Origin of the sequence: Paenibacillus sp. EZ-K15, assembly GCF_002573715.1 — a bacterium.
In the GTDB taxonomy this organism is placed as follows: Bacteria; Bacillota; Bacilli; order Paenibacillales; family Paenibacillaceae; genus Paenibacillus_AQ.
In genome coordinates this window covers 429,833-454,892 of sequence record NZ_PDHM01000016.1, presented here as the reverse complement: position 1 = coordinate 454,892, position 25,060 = coordinate 429,833, and the positions used below count along the sequence as shown (strand labels likewise).

Genomic DNA, 25,060 nt, shown 5'->3' with positions numbered 1-25,060 from the left:
CCTTCCGTCGTCCCTTTTTGTCTCTCTTCTGCCGAATCCTGAAGTCTTATTCAGTATAGCATCCATTTAGAGACTTGAGGATTGGTCCCGCGAATGAGATGGGAACCTCGACCTAAGTCCAGTATCGCTCACCTGCGGATTGGAACGCAAAAACAGCCAATCCGTACCCGGCTGGCTGTTCTCGTCTCTACCCCAACGCCACATCAAGAATCATCATCAATACGAAACCGAACATTAAACTCATGGACGCTAAATCCTTGTTGCCTTTTTCTTGCGAGCTTGGAATGACCTCTTCAGCTACAACGAAAATCATAGCACCGGCCGCAAAACTCAATGCGTAAGGCAGCATGGGTTCTATAAAGGCGACGGCTACTGCGCCGATTACCGCGGCTACCGGTTCCACCATACCCGAGAACTGTCCATAGAAAAAGCTTTTTCGCTGAGACATTCCGTCGCCTCGTAGGGGCATGGAAACTGCAACGCCCTCCGGGAAGTTTTGAATCCCGATTCCCAGAGCCAGCGTCAGAGCGCCTACCAGCGATGCTTCAGTCCCTCCATTAGCAAGCGCGCCAAATGCGATCCCGACCGCTAGCCCTTCCGGAATGTTGTGAAGGGTAATTGCGAGTACCAGCAGAGTACTCCGTTTTCTGACTTTTGGATTATATCCTTCCGCTCCTCCAATCGGAGAATTGGGATGAAGATGGGGTAATACCTTATCGATTCCCCATATAAAGATTCCGCCTAATAAAAATCCGAAGGCAGCCGGAAACCAGTTCCCGATCGGATTGCCTTCCGACATCTCGATGGCTGGAGCCAATAGGGACCAGTAACTGGCCGCAATCATGACACCGCCAGCAAAACCCAACATACTATCCAGCAGGCGCTGGTTCAATGTTTTTGTAAAAAAAACAACAGCCGCCCCTAACGCCGTCATTCCCCAAGTAAACAAGGTGGCTAGTAATGCTTGGATAATGGGATTGAAATTCATAAAAAAATCTACCATTAAACAAGAACTCCTTTTACGAAAATAATATGATACAGATAATATCTCCTAATATAGGCCTTACATACATTACCGATTATCCAGAGAGTGCTCTAGAGTTTATGTACCCGCGGGAGTTCATCTTAATGCAGTCAGTGCAAATTATTATATATCATAATATGCAATCATGGTTGTTATTTATTTTCTGTAACTCTACAATTTATAAACGATGTTTTCCTCCGCAACACTCACCTTTTGGTAAGTACCTGTACTAAAAGTGCATACTTACATCCTTGTAGCGATCACTTTATACTAAGAAAATAAATCACGCTCAAGGAGGAAAAATCATTGAAAACTCTTGTTATCGTAACGCATCCAAGTCTGGAAACCTCGGTCATCAATAAGCGCTGGGTCGAGGAACTAAAGCAATATCCGGAGAAGTATACTGTTCACGAATTATATAAGGTTTACCCTGATGGAAACATTGATGTACAAAAAGAACAGCAGCTCATTGAATCGCATAGCAATCTTATTTTACAATTTCCTATCTATTGGTTTAATTGCCCGCCGCTCCTCAAAAAATGGCTTGACGAGGTTTTCGCTTACGGGTGGGCTTACGGTTCAAATGGAGGCGATAAGTTAAAGAAGCGCAAAGTTGGATTAGCGGTTTCGGCTGGCATAAAAAAAGAAGATTATCGGGAAGACGGAAGGTATCGCTACACACTTGCACAGATATTAACACCTTTTGAAACAACCTTCCTCTACTGCGAGGCAGATTATCGTTCGTTCTTTGCGTTTTACGGGCAAGAGGCTGCTCCTGGCGGTAATGCGCCTGACATGGACCTATCGCCTCCTCATAGCGCATTGGATACAAGTGCACAAGATTACTTAAAGTTCATAGATAACCTTTGATGCGTTAACTGAATGAAGCCGTTAAAAAAAGAAGTATTTCCTTGTTCAGGAAATACTTCTTTGGATATAACAAAACCTCATGCTTCCAGCTGCACAGCTTCCAGCGCCGGCGGACTGTTTTGCTCTCCCCACTCGCACATCATACGTAACACAGGAATGAGGGAGAGTCCGCGTTCCGACAAGGTGTATTCGACTTTGGGAGGGACCTGGGGATATTCCGTGCGAACGATTAGCTCATCTGCCTCCAGCTCCTTTAACATGACGCTTAGCGTCTTAAAGGATATGGAACCAATGCTTCGCTTCAGCTCATTATGCCGCATAACCTTATTTTCAGACAGCCAATACAGGATGATCATTTTATATTTACCGCCGATCAAGGATAACGTATAACCAAAGCCGGTGTCTTGTGGTTTCACGCCAGTCGGAACACAGGTTTCAGTTTCGCGCATAAGTCACACTCTCCTTCTAATCTGTTCCATTTATCATGTACTGTTCATCTTAACATAAAAACAGTACTGGATCGCAAGGAGATCTATAGAACGACGAATTCCGCTGTCATGATGATTATCCGGCCCAGACGTCCTTTACATATTGCCCCGACGCTTCCAGCCCGGATAGCCAGGCGGCAGCCTCTTCTGCATTCACGCCATGTCGATCCCGATAGGAACGGATCAGCGTTTGTTCCACCTCCGGGGCCATCCGGGAGCCGTCACCGCAAATGTACATTTGCGCTCCTGCCTCAAGCAGTGACAGCAATAACGCTCCGTCTTGTGTCATTAAATGCTGGACATAGCATTTCTCCACACCGTCTACCCTCGAAAAGGCCGTATGCAGGGTGACCAGACCTTCTCTCTCCGCCTGCTCAAACTCCTCGCGGTAAAGATAGTCTTGCTCCGGATTCCGACAGCCGAAGTACAGATGCGCAGCACCCAGCTTCTGCCCAGCCTCTCGAAGCGCTTGTCTTGCCTGGATGAATCCCCTGAACGGAGCCACGCCCGTGCCCGGCCCAATCATAATGATTGGCGTTGCCGGATCCTCCGGCAGCGCAAAGCCCGACTCCGGCGAACGAATGAACATCAGAACCTCCGCCCCCGTCTCCAATTGTTCCAGATAGTTGGAAGCCACGCCTCTGTATTCTCCTTGGCCGCTCCACGCTTGCTCCCGAACGACACTGACCGTAATGCTTGCCGTATTCCGGCTAATCTTCGGGGAGCTGGAAATCGAATAATATCTCGGCTTCAATGGAGGCAGGAGCTCAAGAAACCGTTCAAACGACAGCTCGCAGGCTTCATACCGCTCCAGCAGGTCGAGCATGGTGATCCGTTTGGCCCGCACTTCAGCCTGATAGGTATCTTCCGAAAGCAGCTCTTGAAGCTCTTTCACATGCGGCGGACATACCGTACTAGCGGCCATCTCCCGAATCTGCGCTCTTGTGGCCGGCTCCTGCAGCTCCACGCTCCGGGACAGCAGGTCGTCCAGACGGACAGGAATGCCTGTCGGCAAATGCGCACCGCTTCTTCCTTCAGCAGACAAGATAAGATGTGCACCCGCATCCAGTTTGAATCTTCGGAGAACTCGCTGAACCAACGTCTTTGGATTGACCGGAAGCACTCCCAGATGATCTCCTTCACGATAATCCGTTCCCGCCGGCAGCGAGATTTCGATATGCTGCGTGATCCTTCCGCTGTCCGCATGCTGCAGATTGCGGGTGTGAGCAACGCGCCCGGTTACAGCCTGGTAGGTTTCTGCCAGAGGCACGGCGGCCGCTCCCTGCACGAACTGGAGAGACAAGGTACTGCGCTTCAGTTCATTGACGGACATCAGAGGTAGACCTAGCGATTGCATCAGATCCGGCCATAAATGCTCTGTCCATTCATCGACTTCACGCTCAAAGTCGCCGCTGGCATCACTCTCACCGCGCGTGAGCAATCGCTGCGCCCCTTTGACAGCAAGCTGTTCGTCTATCAAACGAGGAATCCGCTGATAGGTGCTTGCCCAGTTGTGATCCCCGCAGCCGAATACGGCATATCGCACACCCTGGATTTCTGATTCAGCGGCATTCTCCAGCCATTCCGTAAATGCTTTTGCATTGGAAGGCGGCTGTCCGTTGTACGAGGCGGTTACAATGATGACGGCACCTTCCTTCGGAAGCCTTCCGGCATAATCGTCCAACGTACCTACCTGGCTGTCGAACCCTTGGTGCTTCGCAGCATCCGCCACCTCTCGGGCAATTCCCTCTGCCGTGCCCAAGTTGGACCCGTATAAAGCGAGCAGCGGTGTATGATGGGCATTGGTCGCCGTTTTATCTGGCGACTTGGCGAATTCCCGCTTCTCCGTCTCGGGTGACACCGCCTTACCTGCTCCCGGAACCAAGAGTGCGGCCCCCTCTTGACGGCTTCGAACTTGAATATGAAACCCTTCCGGCTTCAAAGTGAGGGTTTCCTTAACCTTCAACTCATACGACTGGTTTTCGATCAATTTAAAATATTTGAGCACCAAACCAAGCACCAAGGTTGCCTCCTGCAGCGCAAACTGCTGCCCGATACATGCGCGTTGTCCGTTGCCAAACGGTTTGTAAGCGTCATGCGGCACCTTGCTGGGATCTTCGAAACGCTCCGGTCTGAACGTCTCCACGTCGTCTCCCCACACGCGGGAGTCTCGATGCAGTCCCGGAATCAGGACCGTTACGCTATCCCCCTTCTTGATCGGATAGGTTCCTCCGATCTCCGTATCTTCCTTGGCATATAACGAGAAAGCAGGTGCCGTTGGCCATAAGCGCAGCGACTCGCTGAGAACCATGCGGACGTATTTGAGTTCCCGAACCTGATTGTAAGTCGGCACGGGATCTTTCAGAACGCGGTCCACCTCGCTTACCGCTTTTTGCAATGTATCCGGATTTTTCAACAAAAAATAAATGGCAAAGGACAGCAATCCGCTTGTCGTCTCATGCCCCGCGATAAGAAACGTAATCATCTGATATCGGATATTCTCCGAATCCAGGCGCTCGCCTGTATCCGGATCGACACCTTCCAGCATATGCGCAAGCAAATCCCCTTCTTCGCCGCCATACTTCTTGCGATCTTGAATGAGCTCATCAACGAGCGAGAACATGTCCTGAACATCTTCCTGAAACTGCCGCTTCTTTTTAATCATAAACATATCTTGTATGCCCAAACGATGCAGCTGGTTCATGCCTTCATCGAGAGCCCGCACCATGCTGTCGATAAACGGATGATTGTCTTCCCGGTAGAAGCTGTTAAACCGGTAATTAAATCCGCACAGGCCGATGGTATCCAGCGTCAGGCGCGTCATGTCGGCAGGAACGTCCACGGTTTCGTCGGGGTTGAGCCGAGCCCATTTCTGGATAAGCTGCATGGCGATATCGACCATTTTCGTATGGTAGCCTTGCATCGCACGCTGGCTAAAGCTGGAGAGCAGGATGTTATGTGCTTTTTTCCAGTTGGGCTCATGTGTAGCGCTCGTAAACAATCCGTCACCTGCAAAAGGACGGACATTCTGAAGCGGCGCCCAGATACGTTTATCAAAACGCTTCTCGTCACACGCGTCCTTGACATATTCGTGTCCGGAGACATACAGCTCCCTGCGTCCGCCCGGATACTGAAATTGAAATATCGGCCCGAGTTCCGAGGCGACCTTCACAAGCGATTGGACCGGAGCTGCGGAATCCAGCAGAGGCAGATTGCCCAGCGGTCCGTAAGTTTTAGGTTGAGGTACTTGCTTCGTATCTGACATTCGATCTCCCTCCATGATCCATTGTTTCTTTAGAATGCGTCCCTTTGTTTGGACGGGTGAATTCCTATACAGTACTGATTGACCAATTTCGTAATGCGGTCATTTCACAATAAAAAAGGAGGATTGACGGCTGCATCGTTAGTTTCTACCTAACTTCGCTGTCTTATCCTAGCCTATACCCTATCACGATATGAATCTCCGGCATATCAGCCGTAGGTCCTCTAGGACTATAAAACCAAATAAGGTATCTCCTATCATGAAAAGCAATGTATGTAGTCATTGATTTTCTGTGCAAAGGAAAATTTTCAGTATATGTTCACATAATTTTCACTTACGAGAGGCTTTCCCCGATCACTCGTTGATGCGAATTACTTTTCCATTCCGTATAACAGGCTTTGACCACAATCTCCTCAACAATAAAAAGCCGCGAATTTCGCGGCTTTCATCATATCCAATATTCAAATGGGCTTTTCACTCCGTCCACATATGTTCACATGATCCCTTTAACAGGAGATACCCCGCCATGCCTCAACTCTCTTCGATCGCTGTACGAACATCATATGGATGAATGTCGATATCCAGCGGCATTCCAAGTGCCATCTTTGCAAGTTGGCTTCCGATAAATGGCCCCATCGTTAATCCGGACGCGCCCAGTCCGTTTGCCGTAATAAGGCCTTCCCAGCCAGGGACAGCACCCATAACCGGAAGAAATCCGGGTGTGAACGGACGAAACCCGACTCGTACCTCCTCAAATGTGCTGTCAGCCAAACCAGGCGCTAAGGCCAATCCTTTATTCAGGATTTCCTGCATGCCGCCTGGTGTTACTCTTGTATCGTAGCCATTGACTTCATTTTCGTGAGTCGCTCCGATCACAATCTTCTGGTTATCAAAAGAGAGCAAATATTGATCCGAAGGCGGTATGACGACCGGCCAGTCACCTGTATCTTGCTGATCAGGCGCCTGTACATGCATGATTTGCGCTTTTTGAAAACGAACCTGAAAGTGAATGCCTAATGGCTGAAGCAGTTGATTAGCCCATGCACCGGCACAAACAATGACTTCATCAGCCTCGAAGCTATCAGCTCCGACTGCTGCTCCGATAACACGATTCGATTCGTATTGCAATGCGGCATCCCCGTCTATAATCTTGGCCCCGTTCCTCTGTGCGGACCGGATCAGCGCATCGCGCAGCGCACGACCATCGATACGGGCGGCACCGCTAATATGGACGGAATGATAACCTTTACCAAGCAAAGGAAAACGCTCATGGGTTTCTCCCTCATTCAGCCGGGTAATCTCACCGATTTCCGGAGCATCTGTTTTCCGAATATGAGCCCGTTCCTCCATCTTGCGGATTTTATCCAAATCCTCATGAATGCTAAGAGCGCCGACTTGGGCGTAGCCTGTTTCTGTCTCGCCTTCGCTGATGAGTTCTTTCACTAACTCAGGGTAAAAACGTGCGCCCGCCTTGGCTAATTGGTACCACGCTTGATTCCGCCTTTGCGATAGCCAGGGGCAGATAATGCCTGCCGCGGCATCCGTAGCCTGTCCTTTATCTTTGCGGTCTATAATAAGGACTTCCGCTCCCATTTTTGCTAACTGATAAGCAGTCGATGCCCCCAGTATTCCCGATCCAATGACGATCACTTTCTTCATACATGACATCCCTTTCCTTCAATCACTGTATCCATTATAGCGAATGCAGGAAAAAAGTATAACGCCCACCATCTAAGCGTTATACCAAAGAATACACAAAAAAGCCGCCAAATAGGCGACTTCACATCCATCCGATCTATGGTTGATCTGATCGGTTATTATTTTTCCATGACAGCAAAATAGTTTTCTTCATAATCCGCAAAGTTGAACACTCTGCCGGAAGGCAAATTCACCACTTCGCCGACGTTGATATTATGGCTGGTTAAATGGCTGTGCAACGCATCGAAATTTTCCGTGAAAAACATTAAAGAAGGTGTGCCCAAATTCATTCCAGGCGACATTTTGGCTACGAGCTCCTTGTCATGCAGAATGATGCTCGTTTCGGCTTTCTTCGTTGGAGCAATTTCAATCCATCTCATTTCACCGTTATTCTCTTCAGCTATGACTTGAAATCCTACCATTTCAGTCCAAAACTTCACGGCTTGATCCTGATTATTCACATACACCATAATTTGACCAACTTTACTAATCATCGATTGTTACACTCCTCGCCTAATTAACTGTTAAAACCAGCTTGTTTCTATGATTGTCTTTTCTCTTCAGATCTTAACATGCCAGATGCACTTATATTTCTTATCAATTGCGAATTTATATTAAATTACGGTTTATTTTTTTACTATACGCCACTTATCATTAGCTTGGGCAGTTGGTATGGGCCATCGATCAATTTGCGGGAGCGTCAGCTGAGACGCTTTTCTTTTCCGCTTGATTGGATGATATCGAGGTCGATTTCGAATGTAACCCGATTATTGAGCAACCGCTTCATCGGATTTATGGAACTCGGGCATATGCGAAAGGTTGAAGGCACTTCGGCTCTTTTGGAGGATGGAATCGCCACGCCGTTTTGACAGGCTACTGGAAGGGTTAGGTTTACTGGATGAACGTCTTAGTTGATATCACAACAAAATGTAAAAAAGCTGCCGCTAACTAATTAGCGGACAGCTTTTTTTTGTAATTTCCTATTAAGGAACATATTCTAGCTAATTAATACTCTCATTCCTTCTTCGGGATAACGATCTTATTGTTTCTTATGTTTCTTGATGGCCATCAAGTTCAACGAACTTCGTTGCCACATTCTCGCAAAATGCACGATCATGCTCCACGAACAGAATCGTCGGTGCATGCTCAAGCAATAACTCTTCGATTTGCATGCGAGAGATCACATCGATAAAATTAAGCGGTTCATCCCACACATACAAATGAGCATGCTCACTAAGGCTTTTAGCGATCAGCACCTTCTTCTTCTGTCCCCCGCTATAAGTCGAAATATCCTTTTCAAACTGAAGTCTGGAGAAATCGAGCTTTCGCAATATGGATTTAAACAGGCTTTCATCAATCCCGCTGCTTATGGCATAATCCGTCAAACTGCCTTGCAGGTAGGACGTGTCCTGAGATACATAGGATATCTTAAGCTGGCTATCCCTGTTGAACTGGCCTGTGTATTGCATCTCTTCTCCGTATATCAGCTTAAGGATACTGGATTTTCCAGAACCATTTTTGCCCGAGAGGGCAACTCGGTCCCCTTTTTCAATCGTAAAACTCAAGTTTTCACACACCGTCTTGGAGCCGTATGAAATGGAGACATCCTCCAGCTGGACCAGTTGTTTTTTGTGATAATCCAGTTGGAACATCTGCAAATTCTCGGAGCTCTCGATATTTTTAAGGAGCTTCGATTTTTCCTCTATGGCGGACTGCTGTCGCTGCTCTAGGTTTTTGGAGCGCTTCATCATCTTAGCTGCCTTGTGGCCAATATAGCCTTTATCTACTTTGGAGCCTGAATTTCTGGTACCGTTCTTCGATTTCTCCACCTGATCCGACCAATTCCCCGTCCTTCTTGCAGAATCGGTTAAACGTTTAATATCTTTCCTCAGCTTCTCGTCACTCGCAAGCTCAAATTGATCCTGTCTCTTTTTATTTTCCCACCATGCGGAAAAATTGCCTTTTTGGATCTCGATATTGGTTTTATTGATGGACAGGATGTGGTCTACGCAGTCATCCAAGAATGATCTATCGTGAGACACCAGAATAAATCCGCTTTTCTTGCTGAGATAGTCGCTGACCAATTTTCTCGCATGCATATCCAGATGATTGGTCGGTTCGTCAATCAAAAGGAAGCGGTTCTCCTTGGTAAACAGCGCAGCCAGCATCACTTTGGTCTGTTCTCCGCTGGATAATGATGCAAAAGGCCGGTATAGTACATCTTCCGAAACCTTTAACAAGTTAAACTCGCGCACGATTTGCCAATGCACATACTCCGGATAGATCTCTTCGATAACATCCATGGTCAGATAGTCTTTGTTCTCGACATGATAAGGGAAATATTCGAAACTCACGGTGGCCGAAATATTCCCGCTGTATTCGTACTTGCCTTGCAGCAGATTCAGAAACGTGGTTTTCCCCCTGCCGTTTCTTCCGGTAAACCCCAATTTCCAATCGGTATCGATTTGAAAGCTCACCTGTTCGAATATCGGATCATAGCTGCTATCATAAGCAAACGAAAGGTTAGAAACATTGATTAATGACATTTTCTTCATCCCTCTATGGCAAAATTTCAGAACGAAAAAAAAAGCGCGAAAACACCAGAAATCCGGTGCTTTCTACGCTTACATTAACCAACTATACCATAAAGAAACAAGCGACGATCAAGCTAACGCTAAATTTGCCTGCATATAAGTATAGAAGGATAAAGTTCCGGTATCTGATTGGTTATGGTGTGAACCTTGTCTAATGCTTCCTAGTATTGACAGGTTCACATAAACATCTACAACCTCTAATTCAGTCATCGCTTTATCCCTCCTTCATTCGATCCCGTTATTGTGCGAATATTAAAAACTTAACATGAACGCCACCTATTGGTCAACCTGTATAGGGCAAGCGGCGGCTCGCCTACGTTTCCGTAGAAAAGATACGACTTAACGATCTTGCGCATTTCACTAGTTGCTGATAGGATATTTCGAGTGGTAGATTAATCGCCGCCCTACATTTTGGATTGAAAAGCAGGTGACTTATTATGAATTTGTTAAAAGAATTTAAAACCTTTGCGCTTAAGGGTAACGTACTAGATTTAGCCATTGGGGTTATCATTGGTGCTGCTTTCGGCAAAATCGTCTCCTCCTTGGTGAGCGATATCATTATGCCGGTAATTGGCTTGCTCCTTGGAGGAGTCAATTTATCAGGACTAGATGCGACAATCGGAGATGCAACGCTGACGTATGGAGTTTTTCTGCAGACGGTCGTAGATTTCCTTATCGTCTCCTTCTCGATTTTCATGTTCATCCGTACGCTTAACCGCTTTAAACGCAAAGAAGATACTAAAGCTGAAGAACCACCGGCTCCATCGAAGGAAGAACTGTTGTTGACTGAAATTCGCGATTTGCTGAAACAACAAAATAAGGCTTCCGAATAATAATATGGAACTGATCCAGAGAGCGTGTTTTCGCAACGAGAACACGCTCTATTTTTTTGCCTTCCTCCTGGTCCTTGCATGGGAATAACAAACGCCCATCATATCGTACGATTCATGTTCTATTGACAGATCATGCTAAATAGAATTATAATTCACACTAAACCTAGTAAAATAGTAAAGATTATGATATAGAGACAGATCACCCACGCCGTATGGGGCTGTCTAGAAAAAGGGAGATGTGCTATATGCCAAGTGTTCAAACGTTCAAGGCAACTGCCCATTTGCAAGAAGGGGTCAGAGTTGTTACTAATGTAAGGCAGTTCGAGTTCGTCATCGATGAACCGAAAAGCCTTGGAGGTACGGATACCGGAATGAACCCCGTGGAAGCTCTGCTTGCCTCCCTGGGGGCATGCCAATCGATTGTGGCCCGTGTCTATGCACCAAAATTCGATGTGATCCTTGAAGATTTCAGAGTTGATGTAGAAGGCGACCTTGACCTGGATGGATTCTTTAATCGCTCTGACGTACGCCCTGGATACTCCGATATTCGGTACACCTTCTACATCAGGACCCCTTCCTCCCCCGAGAAGGTTGAGCAGTTTGTTGAATTTCTGGAGAGTAAATGCCCTGTTGGCGATACGATAGCGGCGCCGGTAAATGTAAAGCTAAATCGCATCGTCATTGAGAATGAAGTGACTCATTCTTAATTTACATATAAGGGCTGCCAGGTTGCACCAAGCAACTTAGCAGCCCTTCATTTATCATCGTTATGAAAGCCAATCTTTCGGATATCATTATGCGACGTAGTGTACATGGATAAATGTATTATTTCTTGTGAACAGCATAAAGGAAACGGCAGTAACCAATCTCAGCCGCATTTTTCATCAGTTCCAGATTTAGCCAGGCTGCCAATTCATGAAAAGGCTTATCCGCGAAAGGCCATAACGTTCGTTCCGTAGAAAGGAACGCTTCGTCCGTCAAAGCCGACATTTCACATTTCCACTCGCTGCTCAATTCATTTATTCTATCTCTAGTCTCTTGGATGTTACCCATAGAATGGATGTCTTCACGGGCCAATGCCCCGCTGCCGAACGAATGATTCAGTACCATAGACCACCAGTATGTGATATGCCATGTCAGCCAAGATATATTCGGCGGGCCAATCTCGTAATCCTCGGATTCCGGCCATTCCGCTAGCCAGATTCCAGATTCACGGTAAACGTGGAGTCCCTTCGAAGCAGGTCGCCAATGAAACTCCTCATCTTGAAGCCCCGTGAGATGCAAGTCGAGCATCTGCCAAGCGATTTGGAACTGAAAATCAAGAGTACTTCGAATGACCCCGGTCGGATCAGATGAATACTGTCGATCCTGCATTACGCCCCTCTATTCATCGAAATAATAAACATTATTTAAATATGTCTATTTATTAACAAACATAATAAATTATAATCTATCCAAAGTCAACGCAAATCCGTAAATAACAATACAAAAAAGCCGCAATCCTGCGGCTTTTATCTGGAGCCTATACCCGATGCGGATAACCGGGTAGCTTTTACGATATAGGACGCCAATCCTGGAATCATCCGGGCAATGCCTGGATAGAAGCGGTTGGTTTTGGCGAAAGCCAGGTTCTGAATTCTCCTTGCTCTTCTGAGAAGCTCCGTAAACGTACGATTGGCTTCAAGTGTATATTGATCTCGCCATTGTTCGAAGTTTATTTCTCCCTTTAAATAGGAATTGGTCCAACGAGCGCATATCAGCGAGGACCGCAGAGCAACCGACATCCCGTCCCCACACAGCGGTGGAAGCATTAGCATGGCATCGCCGATATGCGGATATTCCGACCATGGATGCGGCGTATGGGATAAACGAAGCGGAGCAATTGATACCTGGGTTCCCGAAACAGGCTCTCCTTCAGCCATTCGTTCGGCCAACTTTCTGTTCGTGCATGAAGCAGCCCGGAGAATTTCAGTCACCGATTTGCCGCTGCCCTGCACTGAATTCAAGGTCAGCAACGCAGCCACATTAACTGTCCTATTTTCAATCGGCGAGATTCCGACATAACCCCCCTCGCAAAAGTACAGCTCTACCCGGGAAGGTATCGTAATGCCGCTAAAATGTGATTTTATGCCCACATATACGGTATCATCCCGATACTCCTCGGCAGTGGCAACGCCGCGCGGCCTTTTCGTACCATATGCACCAATGACGGCCCTTGCCTCATATCGAACGCGCTCGTTCCCTTGCCTTACATCGACTTCATACCGATGATCACCGAGCTTCTGAATATCGGTCACGGTTGTTCCCGTGACAACTTCCGCACCCGCAGCCACTGCATTCTCATGTAGGAGGCGATCCAGCTCATAGCGGCTGATGCCTGTGGCCTGTCCCGGTAACGGAGCGGTAATTTCACCGCCGTGTGGCATCACGATTTTGGCATGATCCATGGGGCTGGGCTTAATCTCTTGACCCACTAGATCGACGCCTAGATAATCCAGCATCTCTTTGGTCTCCGGAGACATGAATTCACCGCAGGTTTTGTGGCGTGGAAATGATTGCCGATCCAGCAATATCGTACGATACTCTTGCTTTGCAAGCTGTAGTGCACAGCTGGTACCGGCTACACCCGCTCCGATAACAATAACATCCGCTTGCTTTGACATATATGACCACCTGCCTTATAGCTTGCCTGAAGAACATTGGCTTGATAACAAGTAGAGGACTAGGGAGCCCGATGGTTCGGGATAACAACGGAATAGCGGAACAGCGGCTTCCATTCATAGGTCATGGTGTCGTGCTTAAGCTGCTTTTTCAGCTCTCTCCAATCTCTCCCTTTAAATCCCTTAGCAACCGATAACGGACCATCATGGCGAATATAACGATTGCGGGAAATGATGCGCGTTGTAATCCAAACTGCCGTGTAGGGGACCGGATGCCGATGGATATCATTGATGACGACCCCGTGAATAGAGGTTCGCAGCATATGCGTCACCATGTCCACCAGCTGATCGCCCTGGAAATGATGGATGAACTGGGAACCAGTCACAATATCTGCCGATGCATCGGGTAACTCTTTAACATCGGCACGTCGAACTTGAACCCTCGGCTCGTTTCGAAACAGTCGTCTAGCCTCATCGCATGCTTCTTCCGTCATATCGACCAAGGTAATATTCAGCTGGATGCCTCTTTGATCCGACCATTGCAGCAGCTTCTGGTTTACATCGCCTGAACCGGCCCCTACGTCCATGATGCTAAGGGTCCTCGGGCTGCCAATCGATTTCCAAAGCTTCTCCACGCCGTCCAGGGTAGGTCCCGGTGCAGCAAAGATCCGATTCAGCCACCTTAAATGCTTCAGCGCTTCGCTCAGCTCTTCTCCTCCCATGGAGAAGTCATCCATAAGCTCATCTTCCTCCGCCCTGATTGACAGGGTTCTAAAGAAGGACATGGTCCTGCTCCTTAACCGATGACGCATAAGCCTTCACATAGGTAAAGCGCATAAGCTCCGCTGTCAGGCCCGGCCCGAAGGCCATGGCTACCCCTTCCGTGGAAGCTTTATTCATCTCTTGCATCTCCTTGCGCATCGCACTCAGCACAAACAAAATGGTCACGGAGGAGAGATTCCCTGCCGTTCTTAAGATGTCCCGGCTGTATTTGGTTTGTTCATCGGTCAGGCCCATGACTTCCTGCACCGAATCCACGATGCCCCGTCCGCCAGGATGGATGGCCCACAATTCCGGCAGCTTATCGCCCTTCAGCAGAACACGCAGTTCTTCCTCCAGGTGAATACCGAGAAGCTTGGGAATACGCGGGGATAAAAAAAGATCAAAGCCTGTGTTGCCTACCTCCCATGTCATATCCTCCGTGGAATCCGGCAGCAGGACCGAATAACCCGAGCCAAGCTCCAAATAATGCCGATGATCCGTTGCCGGATGACCGATGACACAAGATGAGGCTCCATCACCGAAAAACGAGGCTGCAAACAGTGCCTCCCTCGCCTTGACCGGTTGAAAATGAAGGGTGCAAAGCTCCACGCACACAATCAATACTTGCGACCCCGGCGCCCCTATGACAACATCCCGAGCCATTTGAATCGCTTTAAGGCCGGCAGCACATCCCTGGAATATCAATGGCAGACGATTAACCCGTCGAGAAAGCCCCAAATGGCGGATCAACAGTACATCCATACCCGGCTGGTATTGGCCCGTGCAGCTGACCGTAATGAGATGCGTGATTCGATCCGGCGACATACCTGCATCCTTCAAGGCCTGCTCGGCTGCTTCTATGCCAAGCGGGAGGCCCTCCCGTTTGTATGTATCCATTCGTTCCTCGGTTGTAGGGATGTCTGACTCGTCATGAGAAGGCAAATAGCGGCACTCTTCCAATGGACCGAGGTAGTTGGGTTCGCAGGTATAACGAGTTTCGACACCGCAGGATCTAAATACTCTTCGAGCAAAGCGAGCCAGATCGGGTTTATCCTGCAGCGTAGAGGCAATTAATTCAGCGATATCCGACTGTGCCACCGAATGTGCCGGCAATGCCGTCCCCATCCCGAGAATCGCAACATCGGACATACCGTTTGTATGTTTCATGCTAACCTCCTGTATCGTCTTGGAATTATACATGATTACCCTTTCCTGGGTATTTTGAATTCGTCCTAAGACTTACTTTTGAGATTAGGATAACCCGAACTTAGCAAATTATATCCAATTCACACCGAAGGCTTAATCCGCATGTCCAAAGTCGCAAAAAAAACCACGATGAACGTGGTTTCCTGGGCTAACTATTATTATCACGCCACGTAAAAGAAAACGCGATTGCCGTTGATCCTGAACGCGGATCCTGATAGGATGTGATATTCCCCCATCCCATCTGGTATTCCAAATATGGATAAGGACGTTCCTGCTCATGTTTCGGCTTTAAACATAAAGCCCTCTCAAGCATGTTCCTATGTTTCTCGTACCTTCTCCGCTCGCCTTCAACGGTCCAGTTATCCCACGAAGTCGGAAATTGCTCTCCCTGAACGGACAATTCTACCGTATATAGCTTGCCAGCCTGGAAGCAAATGGACACAAACACCGATTCATCCATCAACGGAACCTCATTAAAATAAAACCACTCATAGCCATTCCCCATAGAGCGGGCAGAGTGAAAATACAGGGTATAAAATTTGGATGTACGCAATGGATCTTCGGTTAAACCGGGGTGAATGACCCGTTCTCCATCAACGACAAGCTCACCTGCAGTCCAGCCGCTGCTGCCTATCATTCAACCGCTCCTTTCGATCATTCTATTCCTTCTTACTTGCCAAGCTCAGATTCGTCCAACTGACTTCCTAGAAGCTCAGCATGGGCAAGAAGCACCCATTGGTTTACTTCATCATAACCGGATACCTCGGCAATGACCCGATAACGAGGGTACAACCATTCAGCAGGGACGCCTGCTTTCAGAACGGACGTGTCCGTCAAGCCAACGGCCCGCGGCTCCAACAAGTTAATCAACGTGCCTTGCGGAAAAAAGGCCTCGATGAATCCTTCAACTCTAGCGCCGACAGGAAATAAACGTTGGGTCCGATACCAGTCCTCCATGCCAGCCTGCAGCTGTTCCATCCAAAGCTCCTCAAATGCTGCTTGACTAATCTCTGTATAATAGGGTTCCTCCGGATCAAGAGGGTGCTCCGCCAGCATGAAATGATCGGAATCGTGCTTCCGGTTGGATGTAATGCAGCTGCCGTCCTCATTAACCACGATCTGCCTACAAGCCGTGCCATTGTTATCAATTTCAAAGTACCAGGTTCCCATCCCCGTGTCCTGAACATCTTTTAGAAATCTCAAAATCCTCAACTCCTATCGATAGGGCAAACTCTCAATAAATTCGGCCAAATTTCTAGGTTTATTTTACCATAGTCAGCCACTTGGCGTTATCCTGCCTTAGAGACTTCTTCGAGAGGGTGTCTTTTCCTTATCTGTTAGAATACAAAACAAGCCCGATTGCATCAGCAATCAGGCTTGAGATCTACAGCTTATTTCCCGGGCATCGTTTTTACTTGCGTGCTGAACTGCTGCTCAAATTCCTTTATCGAGATGACCTTTCCATCCACTCTCGACTGCTCAGCCGCAAACGCCATGAGGTGACTTTGAACGGAACGACTTGCCGAAGTCAGCCCTTGATCGCTTCCCCCTGTCTGCACCAGTCTTAAAAAATCCTTAATTAGCCGCATATCACCGCCGCCGTGGCCGACATGCCCGCCCCTATCCTCAAATGATATTCGCTCGATCTTGCCGCTGCCAAAGTGAATGATCTCAATTTCATTCTTCTCCATGGCACCACGGATTTCCCCACGGGTTCCCATCAGCTTGATCGTGCGGCTGACATCTCGCGTAAACGCACTCATCGTAAACGCAACCGTTACGTTATTGGCAAATTCCAAATTGACGACCTGATGGTCCACAACATCATTATCGCAATGATATACGCAGCGGCCATATGGTCCCTCCAGCAATGCCTTATAACGGGCTTCATAACTCATATCATCACTGATCGCCGACGTTGGCCAATTCGTATCCTCTGTCAAATATAGATCAGGCGCATAATAGAGGCACTGATCCGAGACCGGGCATCCGTCCAAACAGCGTTTAGGTGCGCCTTCCGGTGCTTGCTCAGCCGTAAAATGGCTTAACGAGCCGAAAGAGGATACCCGAAGGCAATCGGAATCGGCAAGCCAAAGCAAAATGTCGAGATCATGACACGACTTGGCGAGAATCATCGGACTGGAATCTTCCTTACGACGCCAATTCCCCCGCACAAAGCTGTGTGCCTGATGCCAATAGCCCACGTTCTCGTTATGCTGGATCGACATCAGTTGGCCAATGGTCTCACGCTCCAGCAGTTCCTTTAAAGTCGTGAAAAACGGCGCATATCGCAGCACGTGACAGATGGAAAACACCAGCCCGGCCTGCGAAGCCATCTCGCCCATCCGGATGCACTCTTCGGGATCCGGTGACATCGGCTTCTCCAGCAGCACATGGTAACCAGCCTCAAGGGCTCGCATCGTCGGTTCGAAATGCTGCTTATCCTGGGTGCAAATCAATACCGCGTCCGCAAGCTTGGGTCCTGCAAAGAAATCATCCCAATGCTCGAAGCAAGCCGAGTCTTCAAGGCCATGTCTAGCTTTAAACTGTTCCCTCCGCTGCAGATTCGGCTCCGCGACGGCAACCACCTCAAGCTCATGGGGATGCAGCAGGGCATATTCCATATAGTTGATGCCTCGCAGTCCTGCACCGATAAGGGCAACCTTAACCTTGTTCATCCGATTCTTCTCCTTTATTTGCAAGTCATTATTCTTTGACGCTGCCGACCGTCATCCCTTTAACGAAATACTTCTGCAGGAACGGATACACGACCATGATCGGCAGCGCGCCCATGAATATTTGGGCAGTCCGGAGCGTTTTCTCGCTCAAATTCTCCATCGCCTTTATCTGCTCGATCGATATTGAAGTCATTTGGGAATTGATGGACATGATGAGCGTTGACAAATAGGTTTGCAGCGGATATTTATCCGGCGAATTCAAGTATAGAATACCGTCGAACCAAGCATTCCAGTGACCCACGATGGTAAACAAGCCGATCGTTGCAATGGACGGCAGGGATACCGGCAGGTAGATACGCCATAATATTCTCCAGTGTCCGGCGCCGTCAATCGTTGCCGCTTCCTCCAGCTCCTTCGGGATCGTTCTGAAGAAATTCAGCATCAGGACCATGTTCCATACATTGAGTGCCCCGGGGAGAATCAGAGCCCAAACGGAGTCAATCAAGCCGGTATTCTTTACGATCATGTAAGTGGGAATCAGGCCTCCGCCGAAAAACATCGTAATGGCAAAAAACCACACGTACGGTGTACGAAACTTAAATTGATGATTGGATTTCGATAAGGGATAGGCGGTGATGAATACTAGAAACATATTCACTGCCGTCCCCAACACGACCCGGGTAAGCGAGACACGGAACGATCGGAAAAACTCGACCTTTTCGCCCAAGTACCGGTAAGCATCCAGGTTAAATCCGACCGGCCAGAGCCTCACTTCCCCTGCCATCGCCGCTGTATTCGAACTTAACGAAATCGAGAGCAAATGAATGAACGGAATGATACCGAGCAAGGTGATTGCGGATAGAACCAGCGTATTCACGATTACAAATAGCCTTCTGCTGATCGTTGGTTTGTGCATTTTCCTACCTCCACTCCAGCCTAAAAGATCCGATAATTGTTATATTTATAAGCCGCATAGTACGTAACAGCCACGAGAGCCAGAGAGATGACGGATTTAAAGAAGCCGACTGCAGCCGCAGGTCCGAATTGCTGACTGAACATTCCGAGTCTATAGACGAAGGTGTCGATAACATCAGCCCCCTCATAAACCGTCGGGTTGTACATAATCAGAATCTGTTCGAAACCGGCGTTGAGAATGCCGCCAAGACTTAATACACCCAGCAGGATGAGGATCGGTGCCATGCCCGGGAGCGTGATATGAATCATCTGCTTCCATCTTCCCGCTCCGTCTACTTCAGCAGCTTCATACAGCGTTGCATGGATTCCTGTTATGGCTGCGAGCATAACAATCATGTTATAGCCCATGCCTTTCCATACGTCCGAACCGATGATGATCCCTCGGAACCAGTTGTTATCCAGCATGAACATGATCGGTTCCATATCCAGTGCGCCCAGCAACCCGTTCACCGGACCATTCAAGGAAAACAATTCGATGATGACGCCGCCAAGCACCGTCCAGGACAGAAAGAATGGCAGGAAGATGGCGGATTGGATAAAACGCGAGAACCATCTTCGGGTGACTTCGTTGAGAAGCAGTGCCAGAATCAGAGGCACCAGTAAAAATAAAATCATTTTAAATACGGAAATGACAATGGTGTTCCACAGTACCTGCTTGAAATCGGGCAGTTCAAATACATATCGGAAATTATCAAAGCCAACGAAATCCGAGTGGAAGAACCCGGCCAGCGGCTCAAACTGTTGAAAAGCCATCACTAGGCCGGCCATAGGTCCATAAGCATAAATCAACGTGACGATAACTCCAGGCAGCAACATCAAATGCAGCAGATATTCTTTTTTTAGCGTTCTCACAGATGAACCTCCCCGTCCATTTAAAACGGGAGGAATCTGCCAACTTCCTAAAGGCACATCCTCCCGTTCCATCATTCAAAGATTATTTGGCACTCTGCTGGCCGTACCAATCGTTGACCTCTTGCGTAATCTGATCGCCGCCAAGCGACTTCCAGCTCTGAACGAATTTATCGAATTCATCCAGCGAAGCCCCCATGACGATCTTGGTGAAGGTTTCCTGCATCAGTTTATCGAGCTGGGATCCCTTCTCCACTTGCGTTGCCGTGGGAAGGCCGTAGAATTCATTATTCACATAAGCCTGACTCTCTTTGATTTGCCGCGTCGTTCCCCAGCCGCCGTCTTTTGCCGCCCGACTGAAATATTGGCCCCAATTTACGCCTTTCGAGGCATCTGCGGTATTACCTGCAAGGTAATCCTTCGTTGCTTTGAAGACGTCCGCCACATTTTTGTAGTTCTCGTCATCCAGCGTAATTTCCGATTGGTTCGCGTCAAGCGCTTTGTTAACTTCCGTATAGATCGTATCGATTTGGGCCGGATTATAAATTCGTGGAACGAACCAATTGTATACATATCCTTTTTCCGCTTTATTCTGATCCATGTACTTCTTGTTGCCCACCTCGATATAGAAGTTGATCATCTTAATGGCGGCTTCCGGATTCTTCATTTTTTTGTTCACGACCACGAGCTTGTTGCTGCGGATCTTAGGGACCATGGACTTGCCGGGTCCATCCAGTCCAGGAATCTGAAGGGCAATCCATTCTGCCTTAGGATCTTTATCGACATTGAGATTCAATGGCCAGTTCGGATACCACCATTCCCCGTAGGAAATGCCGACCTTGCCTGCGGTAATATCTTCAACGGACTTGTTCTCGTCCTTCAAGGCAAATTCTTTATCCAGAATCCCCTCCTTGTACCAGGACTGCAGCTTGCCCAGCGCGGTCTTTACTTCCGGTTGAATGAGTCCAGGTATAAGCTTGCCGCTGTCGTCCTTAATCCAGGCCGATTGGTTGTCCCCAATGGACGGGTATGCGCCAAATCCATTGAAGAAACCTCTCAGGTCAAAGCCCCAGAAGAACAGATTCTTCTGCATCGCGATACCGTATGTGTCATTTTTACCGTTTTGGTCGGGATCCTGCTGTACGAAGGCCTTTGCAACCTGTTCCAGCTCATCCATCGTTTGCGGCGGCTGCAAATTCAGGTTGTCGAGCCAGTCCTTGCGGATCCAGAGCAGTTGGGTCGACAGGAACGGATCCTCAAATCCGGGAATCGCGAGCAGCTTTCCTTCTGACGTAAACGTCTTCATCGCAAAGCCGCCGTCCGACTCCATGTATTTTTTCAGTGCTGGCGAAGCGTAGTCGTTGTAAGCTTGGGTAAGATCGGCAAGCATACCTTGCTTTTTGAGCTTCTCGAAGTTCTTCTGATCCAGTTCCATAATATCCGGCAGGTCCGCCGATGCCATGGCTAATGAAAACTTTTGCTCGAACTGGCTGGAAGGCACCGTCCATTTGTACTGAACCTCAATGTTGAGCATGTCTTTGAGATCTTTAAAGTAAGCATTCTGTTCAGGTGTAATCCCCTGAGGCGTCCGCGGGTCTTCCGGCGGATTGTAGCCGAGCACTTGCGTGACCGTTACCGTTTCAGGATATTTGCCGAGAGGGTCGGGCGGTGCAGTATTGGTTTTTGTATCCTCGGTAGAGGTTTGGTCCGGCGTCCCCTCAGATTCTGTTGCCTGATTCGAACATGCAGCCATTACCGAAAGCGTCATCGTGCTAATCAACATCATCCTCGCTAGCTTGATCCATCTCATGATTGCTTTCCCCCTTTATCTGGCGTAATCTTGATATCTGTGTTGCTTGCTATCATTATAGATTCTGGTCGAAAGCGCTATCAATTTTAAGTTTTTTACATCTCTTTCACTTTTTTTACTTATTGGGTATTTCGGTATTCCTGAGGGGAAACCCCCATCTTTTTTTTGAAAAATGTCGTGAAATAGGACGGAGATTCGAATCCGAGCCGAGTGGCAATCTCCTGCAATTTCATATCCGTATGCAACATCAGATGGAGCGCCCCCTCCAGCTTCTTCGCCTGGATATACTCCAGCAGGTTGTGCCCTGTCAGCTGCTTGTAGTAGCGCGAAAGATAGGACGGGTTAAAATGGACCTCCTCCGCAATGGCGGTCAAGGAGACATCCCCGGATAAATGCTCCATGATATATTTATGGATCCGATCGATCACGTCGAATTTCATGTCATCCTGCTTGAAGCGGTCATAATCTTGGTTCGTTTCCTCAAGCTCTTTAGCCTTTTCGATGTTCACAATGACCATATTTTGACCAAACGCAGCCCTGCTCTGCAGCATGGATCGTAAAATATCAAGCTGCTGCCCCGAGCTATACCACTTATCATGCAGATTGCCCGAGATCCCGAAAGAAACATAAACGCCGAGCAGTTCTTCGCATTCATTCTGAACCAGCTCCAGGATGCCTCTCATATAAGACATAACCCCATGCCAATGAAGCTCATTTTCCTGCGCATCACCGCGAAAACGATCCCGAAGCTCCACGTCCGGCTGCAGCAGCCATACCTGTAAGGCATCGTCCAGAATAGCATGCTCACATGCAAATGAATTGGGCAAATCGTTGATAAACGTCATCTGAACAGCTTGCGCCACATCCTTTGTTTTCGTCTCCGACGCACCGTCAATTCTTCCCAAGATAAAGAATGCCGGCTGGTCTACATCGATGCAGAACTCCACTTCTTCATAACGGGACTCGGACAGCAGAGAACGGGCGGCTTCTCCATTCAATACCTTTCGTATCAGCTCCCGTTTCAGCAGAGGTTCGGCGATTTGAAAATGCACTTTTGCCTTTTCCGCCTGTATTCTGCGACGGTTTTCCTCATCAAGTTTAGAAGAAGCCACTTGGACAGCTTGGAAAATCGGATCGATTCCTTCGGTCTTCAGGATGTAGTTATCCACGTTTTTGCGCAGTGCTTCATGCACATAATCAAATTCACTATAACCGGTCAGGAAAATGATTCGGCAAAGCGGCCAATAGTATGTAATTTCATCAATCAGCTGCAGCCCGTTCTTTTGGGGCATTCGTATATCGCTGACCAGGATGTCCAGCTTCACTCTCCTGGCAATCTCCAGCGCTTCCTTGGCGGAATAAGCTTTGCATACGTCCAGTTCCAATTGCGTTTGCTCCTGAAAAAGCTGAACCAAGCCGTTAACGATGACAGGTTCGTCGTCCACGATCAACAGTCTGTACATGATGATGCCTCCTCTATCCCATCGATGATAATGATCAGATCCACCTTTAAGCCGCCATAGGCGCTGCGTGAGATGAATAATCCGCTTCCAAGCCCATATTTAAGCTGAAGCCGGTTGTTCACGTTGATCAATCCTGTTTTTTCAATATGCTTCGAATCCATAGCCAGCTTGTCCTGCAAACACTGCAGCATCTCATTCGTTAGCAGCTTCCCGTTATCCTCCACCGTGACACGCAATTTGCCTTCCCGGTAATCGCTGCTGATATATAATTTCCCCTCCTCCATACCGTCTTCGAACGCGTGCTCAAACGCATTCTCCACGATAGGCTGTATGATGAGTCTCGGAACGGTTATGGACGGCGGGATGTCCGAAATTTCCTTATGCTCATATGCAATCCGGTTCGAGAAGCGGATACCTTGAATGTCGCAGTAATCCAGCGCATGCTTGTATTCCTTATAGAAAGGCACCTCGTCGGAGCCGCTTCTCGTGATGTATTGATAGTAGCTTCCCAGCTTTTGCGAGAGCTCCGCCGCGCTATCCGAGTCTCCAACCTTGCACATCATATAAATATTGAAAAAGCTGTTATATAGAAAATGCGGATTGATCTGAGACTGTAGCTGCTTCAGCTGCGAGTGCTGGAGTGCTATTTTTTGCTCATAGTTTTCCTCAATCGAATGTTTGAGCTTATGCGTCATCCTGTTGAACCCGTTAAATACGTAATGAAACTCATCTTTGCTTCTGGACTCGATCATGATGTTCAAATTATCGGTTTCGATCATATGAAAGGCTTTAACAAGCTTGGACAGTGGCCTGTGGATCATCAGATTGACCGAGAACGAATAAAGCACCATGACGATCACCGCCAGAATAAACAACGTATAAAACCATGTAATGAATTGGCTTAAAGGCCGCGTGATTTCATTCTGGTTCACATACATGACCAAGGACAGATCCAGCGCGCTAACTTCATTCTCGATGATAAAATAGTCTACGCCATTCAGCTCCCCAGTCCCCGGCACACTTTGCTCCGGGCTGGGATTGTCCAGAATATGACTCAAAATCTCGGATGATTCATCGGCCCGCGGAGCTGTCGTTAATATGGTCCCCCCTTCTTTACTCCCGAGTAATACTTCGGATTCCGGATACAGCTTGGCGATTTCGCTTAAAGCCCCCAGCAGCTTGGATCGGGAAATTTCGATGTAGGACCAGATGCCGCCGTTGTTTTCGGTTTCAATCAGAAAAATCCGGTCGCCGCTTCTATAAAAAGAAGGCTTGGGCATAACCGTCATCATGGAGGAGATCAGCTCCATTTCCTTATTCGGCGTATTGGTCACGCCCGTTGTGGTCGAGATCGTTTTCCCGATATCCTTCACGTAAACCCCGGCGTTCACGATGTACTCACTGGAAACCATGAGGGTTGCCAGCCGATCCCTGACCTGATCAATCAGCTCCACCTCGCCATAGTCCTCAAGCATACTGCCCCGAAAGCTCAGCTTCTGCAGATCCTTGTCATTCAGCAGCTGCAGCTGCAAATTCCGAATAAAATACATCTCTTTATCGAGCTGCTTGGAATAGAAGGATGCGCCAGCCGTAGCGGAGTTCAAGAGGGACTCCTTCGTAACGGACATCCCCTTATAATTCAACCAAATATTCATCGAGATGAGAGGGAGTAATAATAGAATAAAAACAATGACGATTTTCTGGTACACAAACCATTTCGATGCTTTGCCCGGAGCTTGAAGTTTCATGCTTTCCCCCCATTTGGTATCAACCGATCTATTATCATCTAGTATAGGGGGGCCAGCCGACATTACAACGAATTATTTTTACATTGTTAGGTGTGAACATGACAAGGCACAAGTTCCAGGCATAGAAAAAAGCCCCGCTG

Annotated in this window: 23 protein-coding genes; 4 read left to right on the top strand and 19 right to left on the bottom strand. The window is 48.1% G+C overall.

All coding sequences use genetic code 11. The features are described 5' to 3' along the window. Positions 1-187 precede the first annotated feature (187 nt). A complete protein-coding gene (locus CRG97_RS14660; protein ID WP_076323311.1) occupies positions 188-1,003 on the bottom strand; it encodes a ZIP family metal transporter in 816 nt (271 codons plus the stop codon). 327 nt (positions 1,004-1,330) lie between these two features. Between CRG97_RS14660 and CRG97_RS14655 the strand changes: the two genes are divergently transcribed. Further along, positions 1,331-1,894: an NAD(P)H-dependent oxidoreductase gene (locus tag CRG97_RS14655; RefSeq protein WP_098744137.1), complete on the top strand. Its 564-nt coding sequence runs from the start codon at positions 1,331-1,333 to the stop codon at positions 1,892-1,894. A 77-nt stretch (positions 1,895-1,971) separates the two neighbouring features. On the opposite strand, the gene CRG97_RS14650 is transcribed toward CRG97_RS14655, so the two are convergent. The 4 genes from CRG97_RS14650 to CRG97_RS14635 form a co-directional block, all read right to left on the bottom strand. Further along, a complete protein-coding gene (locus CRG97_RS14650) occupies positions 1,972-2,343 on the bottom strand; it encodes a winged helix-turn-helix transcriptional regulator (RefSeq protein WP_098744135.1) in 372 nt (123 codons plus the stop codon). Positions 2,344-2,458: 115 nt separating this feature from the next. Beyond that, on the bottom strand, positions 2,459-5,647 hold the full coding sequence (locus tag CRG97_RS14645; protein ID WP_098744132.1) for a bifunctional cytochrome P450/NADPH--P450 reductase: 3,189 nt from the start codon (positions 5,645-5,647) through the stop codon (positions 2,459-2,461). 528 nt (positions 5,648-6,175) lie between these two features. Beyond that, a complete protein-coding gene (locus CRG97_RS14640) occupies positions 6,176-7,303 on the bottom strand; it encodes an NAD(P)/FAD-dependent oxidoreductase (protein ID WP_098744129.1) in 1,128 nt (375 codons plus the stop codon). Positions 7,304-7,461: 158 nt separating this feature from the next. Further along, positions 7,462-7,836: a VOC family protein gene (locus CRG97_RS14635; protein WP_098744127.1), complete on the bottom strand. Its 375-nt coding sequence runs from the start codon at positions 7,834-7,836 to the stop codon at positions 7,462-7,464. 78 nt (positions 7,837-7,914) lie between these two features. Between CRG97_RS14635 and CRG97_RS14630 the strand changes: the two genes are divergently transcribed. Continuing rightward, positions 7,915-8,211 carry a DUF1796 family putative cysteine peptidase gene (locus CRG97_RS14630; protein ID WP_098744124.1) on the top strand — a complete coding sequence of 99 codons (297 nt, stop codon included), beginning with the start codon at positions 7,915-7,917 and terminating at the stop codon, positions 8,209-8,211. A gap of 180 nt (positions 8,212-8,391) precedes the next feature. Here CRG97_RS14630 and CRG97_RS14625 read toward each other — a convergent pair whose 3' ends face one another. Next, entirely contained in the window at positions 8,392-9,888 is a 1,497-nt protein-coding gene (locus tag CRG97_RS14625) for an Lsa family ABC-F type ribosomal protection protein (protein ID WP_098744121.1), read from the bottom strand. Positions 9,889-10,005: 117 nt separating this feature from the next. After that, entirely contained in the window at positions 10,006-10,146 is a 141-nt protein-coding gene (locus CRG97_RS33280; RefSeq protein ID WP_202618926.1) for a hypothetical protein, read from the bottom strand. Positions 10,147-10,373: 227 nt separating this feature from the next. Here CRG97_RS33280 and mscL point away from each other — a divergent pair, with 227 nt between their 5' ends. Together mscL and CRG97_RS14615 are read left to right on the top strand one after the other, a co-directional pair. Beyond that, a complete protein-coding gene (gene mscL / locus CRG97_RS14620; RefSeq protein WP_098744118.1) occupies positions 10,374-10,769 on the top strand; it encodes a large conductance mechanosensitive channel protein MscL in 396 nt (131 codons plus the stop codon). Between the two features lie 245 nt (positions 10,770-11,014). Then, positions 11,015-11,476: an OsmC family protein gene (locus tag CRG97_RS14615; RefSeq protein ID WP_098744116.1), complete on the top strand. Its 462-nt coding sequence runs from the start codon at positions 11,015-11,017 to the stop codon at positions 11,474-11,476. A gap of 118 nt (positions 11,477-11,594) precedes the next feature. Here CRG97_RS14615 and CRG97_RS14610 read toward each other — a convergent pair whose 3' ends face one another. From CRG97_RS14610 to CRG97_RS14555, 12 genes are all read right to left on the bottom strand, one after another. After that, positions 11,595-12,143: a DinB family protein gene (locus CRG97_RS14610; protein ID WP_098744113.1), complete on the bottom strand. Its 549-nt coding sequence runs from the start codon at positions 12,141-12,143 to the stop codon at positions 11,595-11,597. Positions 12,144-12,280: 137 nt separating this feature from the next. Further along, complete coding sequence (locus CRG97_RS14605) at positions 12,281-13,432, bottom strand: NAD(P)/FAD-dependent oxidoreductase (RefSeq protein ID WP_098744110.1); 1,152 nt, start codon at positions 13,430-13,432, stop codon at positions 12,281-12,283. A 59-nt stretch (positions 13,433-13,491) separates the two neighbouring features. Then, positions 13,492-14,214 (bottom strand): methyltransferase domain-containing protein, encoded by a 723-nt coding sequence (locus tag CRG97_RS14600; RefSeq protein WP_098744107.1) that lies wholly within the window; start codon positions 14,212-14,214, stop codon positions 13,492-13,494. Continuing rightward, complete coding sequence (locus CRG97_RS14595; protein ID WP_098744104.1) at positions 14,201-15,358, bottom strand: type III polyketide synthase; 1,158 nt, start codon at positions 15,356-15,358, stop codon at positions 14,201-14,203. Before CRG97_RS14595 ends, CRG97_RS14600 begins: the two co-directional genes overlap by 14 nt. A 187-nt stretch (positions 15,359-15,545) precedes the next feature. Further along, entirely contained in the window at positions 15,546-16,034 is a 489-nt protein-coding gene (locus CRG97_RS14590) for a hypothetical protein (protein WP_098744101.1), read from the bottom strand. A gap of 32 nt (positions 16,035-16,066) precedes the next feature. Further along, positions 16,067-16,600 (bottom strand): hypothetical protein, encoded by a 534-nt coding sequence (locus CRG97_RS14585; RefSeq protein ID WP_098744098.1) that lies wholly within the window; start codon positions 16,598-16,600, stop codon positions 16,067-16,069. 188 nt (positions 16,601-16,788) lie between these two features. Then, the gene (locus tag CRG97_RS14580) at positions 16,789-18,075 is read right to left on the bottom strand and encodes a Gfo/Idh/MocA family protein (protein WP_098744095.1); all 1,287 of its coding nucleotides are present in this window, start codon (positions 18,073-18,075) and stop codon (positions 16,789-16,791) included. Positions 18,076-18,103: 28 nt separating this feature from the next. Further along, positions 18,104-18,991 (bottom strand): carbohydrate ABC transporter permease, encoded by an 888-nt coding sequence (locus CRG97_RS14575; RefSeq protein WP_076323292.1) that lies wholly within the window; start codon positions 18,989-18,991, stop codon positions 18,104-18,106. Between the two features lie 20 nt (positions 18,992-19,011). Beyond that, positions 19,012-19,902 (bottom strand): ABC transporter permease, encoded by an 891-nt coding sequence (locus CRG97_RS14570; RefSeq protein ID WP_098744093.1) that lies wholly within the window; start codon positions 19,900-19,902, stop codon positions 19,012-19,014. Between the two features lie 82 nt (positions 19,903-19,984). Further along, positions 19,985-21,709, bottom strand: a complete 1,725-nt coding sequence (locus CRG97_RS14565) for an extracellular solute-binding protein (protein WP_098744090.1) — start codon at positions 21,707-21,709, stop codon at positions 19,985-19,987. A 119-nt stretch (positions 21,710-21,828) separates the two neighbouring features. Next, complete coding sequence (locus CRG97_RS14560; RefSeq protein WP_098744089.1) at positions 21,829-23,172, bottom strand: helix-turn-helix domain-containing protein; 1,344 nt, start codon at positions 23,170-23,172, stop codon at positions 21,829-21,831. After that, positions 23,157-24,920, bottom strand: coding sequence for a histidine kinase (locus CRG97_RS14555; RefSeq protein ID WP_098744087.1), 1,764 nt, complete (start codon positions 24,918-24,920; stop codon positions 23,157-23,159). The genes CRG97_RS14560 and CRG97_RS14555 overlap by 16 nt, the downstream gene beginning before the upstream one ends. Positions 24,921-25,060 lie beyond the last annotated feature (140 nt).

Excerpts from the sequence above, each read along its gene's own strand:
- CRG97_RS14660 (WP_076323311.1), bottom strand. The coding sequence starts at position 1,003 with ATGGTAGATTTTTTTATGAATTTCAATCCCATTATCCAAGCATTACTA.
- CRG97_RS14650 (WP_098744135.1), bottom strand. The coding sequence starts at position 2,343 with ATGCGCGAAACTGAAACCTGTGTTCCGACTGGCGTGAAACCACAAGAC.
- CRG97_RS14645 (WP_098744132.1), bottom strand. The coding sequence starts at position 5,647 with ATGTCAGATACGAAGCAAGTACCTCAACCTAAAACTTACGGACCGCTG.
- CRG97_RS14640 (WP_098744129.1), bottom strand. The coding sequence starts at position 7,303 with ATGAAGAAAGTGATCGTCATTGGATCGGGAATACTGGGGGCATCGACT.
- CRG97_RS14635 (WP_098744127.1), bottom strand. The coding sequence starts at position 7,836 with ATGATTAGTAAAGTTGGTCAAATTATGGTGTATGTGAATAATCAGGAT.
- CRG97_RS14630 (WP_098744124.1), top strand. The coding sequence starts at position 7,915 with ATGCCAGATGCACTTATATTTCTTATCAATTGCGAATTTATATTAAAT.
- CRG97_RS14625 (WP_098744121.1), bottom strand. The coding sequence starts at position 9,888 with ATGTCATTAATCAATGTTTCTAACCTTTCGTTTGCTTATGATAGCAGC.
- CRG97_RS33280 (WP_202618926.1), bottom strand. The coding sequence starts at position 10,146 with ATGACTGAATTAGAGGTTGTAGATGTTTATGTGAACCTGTCAATACTA.
- mscL (WP_098744118.1), top strand. The coding sequence starts at position 10,374 with ATGAATTTGTTAAAAGAATTTAAAACCTTTGCGCTTAAGGGTAACGTA.
- CRG97_RS14615 (WP_098744116.1), top strand. The coding sequence starts at position 11,015 with ATGCCAAGTGTTCAAACGTTCAAGGCAACTGCCCATTTGCAAGAAGGG.
- CRG97_RS14610 (WP_098744113.1), bottom strand. The coding sequence starts at position 12,143 with ATGCAGGATCGACAGTATTCATCTGATCCGACCGGGGTCATTCGAAGT.
- CRG97_RS14605 (WP_098744110.1), bottom strand. The coding sequence starts at position 13,432 with ATGTCAAAGCAAGCGGATGTTATTGTTATCGGAGCGGGTGTAGCCGGT.
- CRG97_RS14600 (WP_098744107.1), bottom strand. The coding sequence starts at position 14,214 with ATGTCCTTCTTTAGAACCCTGTCAATCAGGGCGGAGGAAGATGAGCTT.
- CRG97_RS14595 (WP_098744104.1), bottom strand. The coding sequence starts at position 15,358 with ATGAAACATACAAACGGTATGTCCGATGTTGCGATTCTCGGGATGGGG.
- CRG97_RS14590 (WP_098744101.1), bottom strand. The coding sequence starts at position 16,034 with ATGATAGGCAGCAGCGGCTGGACTGCAGGTGAGCTTGTCGTTGATGGA.
- CRG97_RS14580 (WP_098744095.1), bottom strand. The coding sequence starts at position 18,075 with ATGAACAAGGTTAAGGTTGCCCTTATCGGTGCAGGACTGCGAGGCATC.
- CRG97_RS14575 (WP_076323292.1), bottom strand. The coding sequence starts at position 18,991 with ATGCACAAACCAACGATCAGCAGAAGGCTATTTGTAATCGTGAATACG.
- CRG97_RS14565 (WP_098744090.1), bottom strand. The coding sequence starts at position 21,709 with ATGAGATGGATCAAGCTAGCGAGGATGATGTTGATTAGCACGATGACG.
- CRG97_RS14560 (WP_098744089.1), bottom strand. The coding sequence starts at position 23,172 with ATGTACAGACTGTTGATCGTGGACGACGAACCTGTCATCGTTAACGGC.
- CRG97_RS14555 (WP_098744087.1), bottom strand. The coding sequence starts at position 24,920 with ATGAAACTTCAAGCTCCGGGCAAAGCATCGAAATGGTTTGTGTACCAG.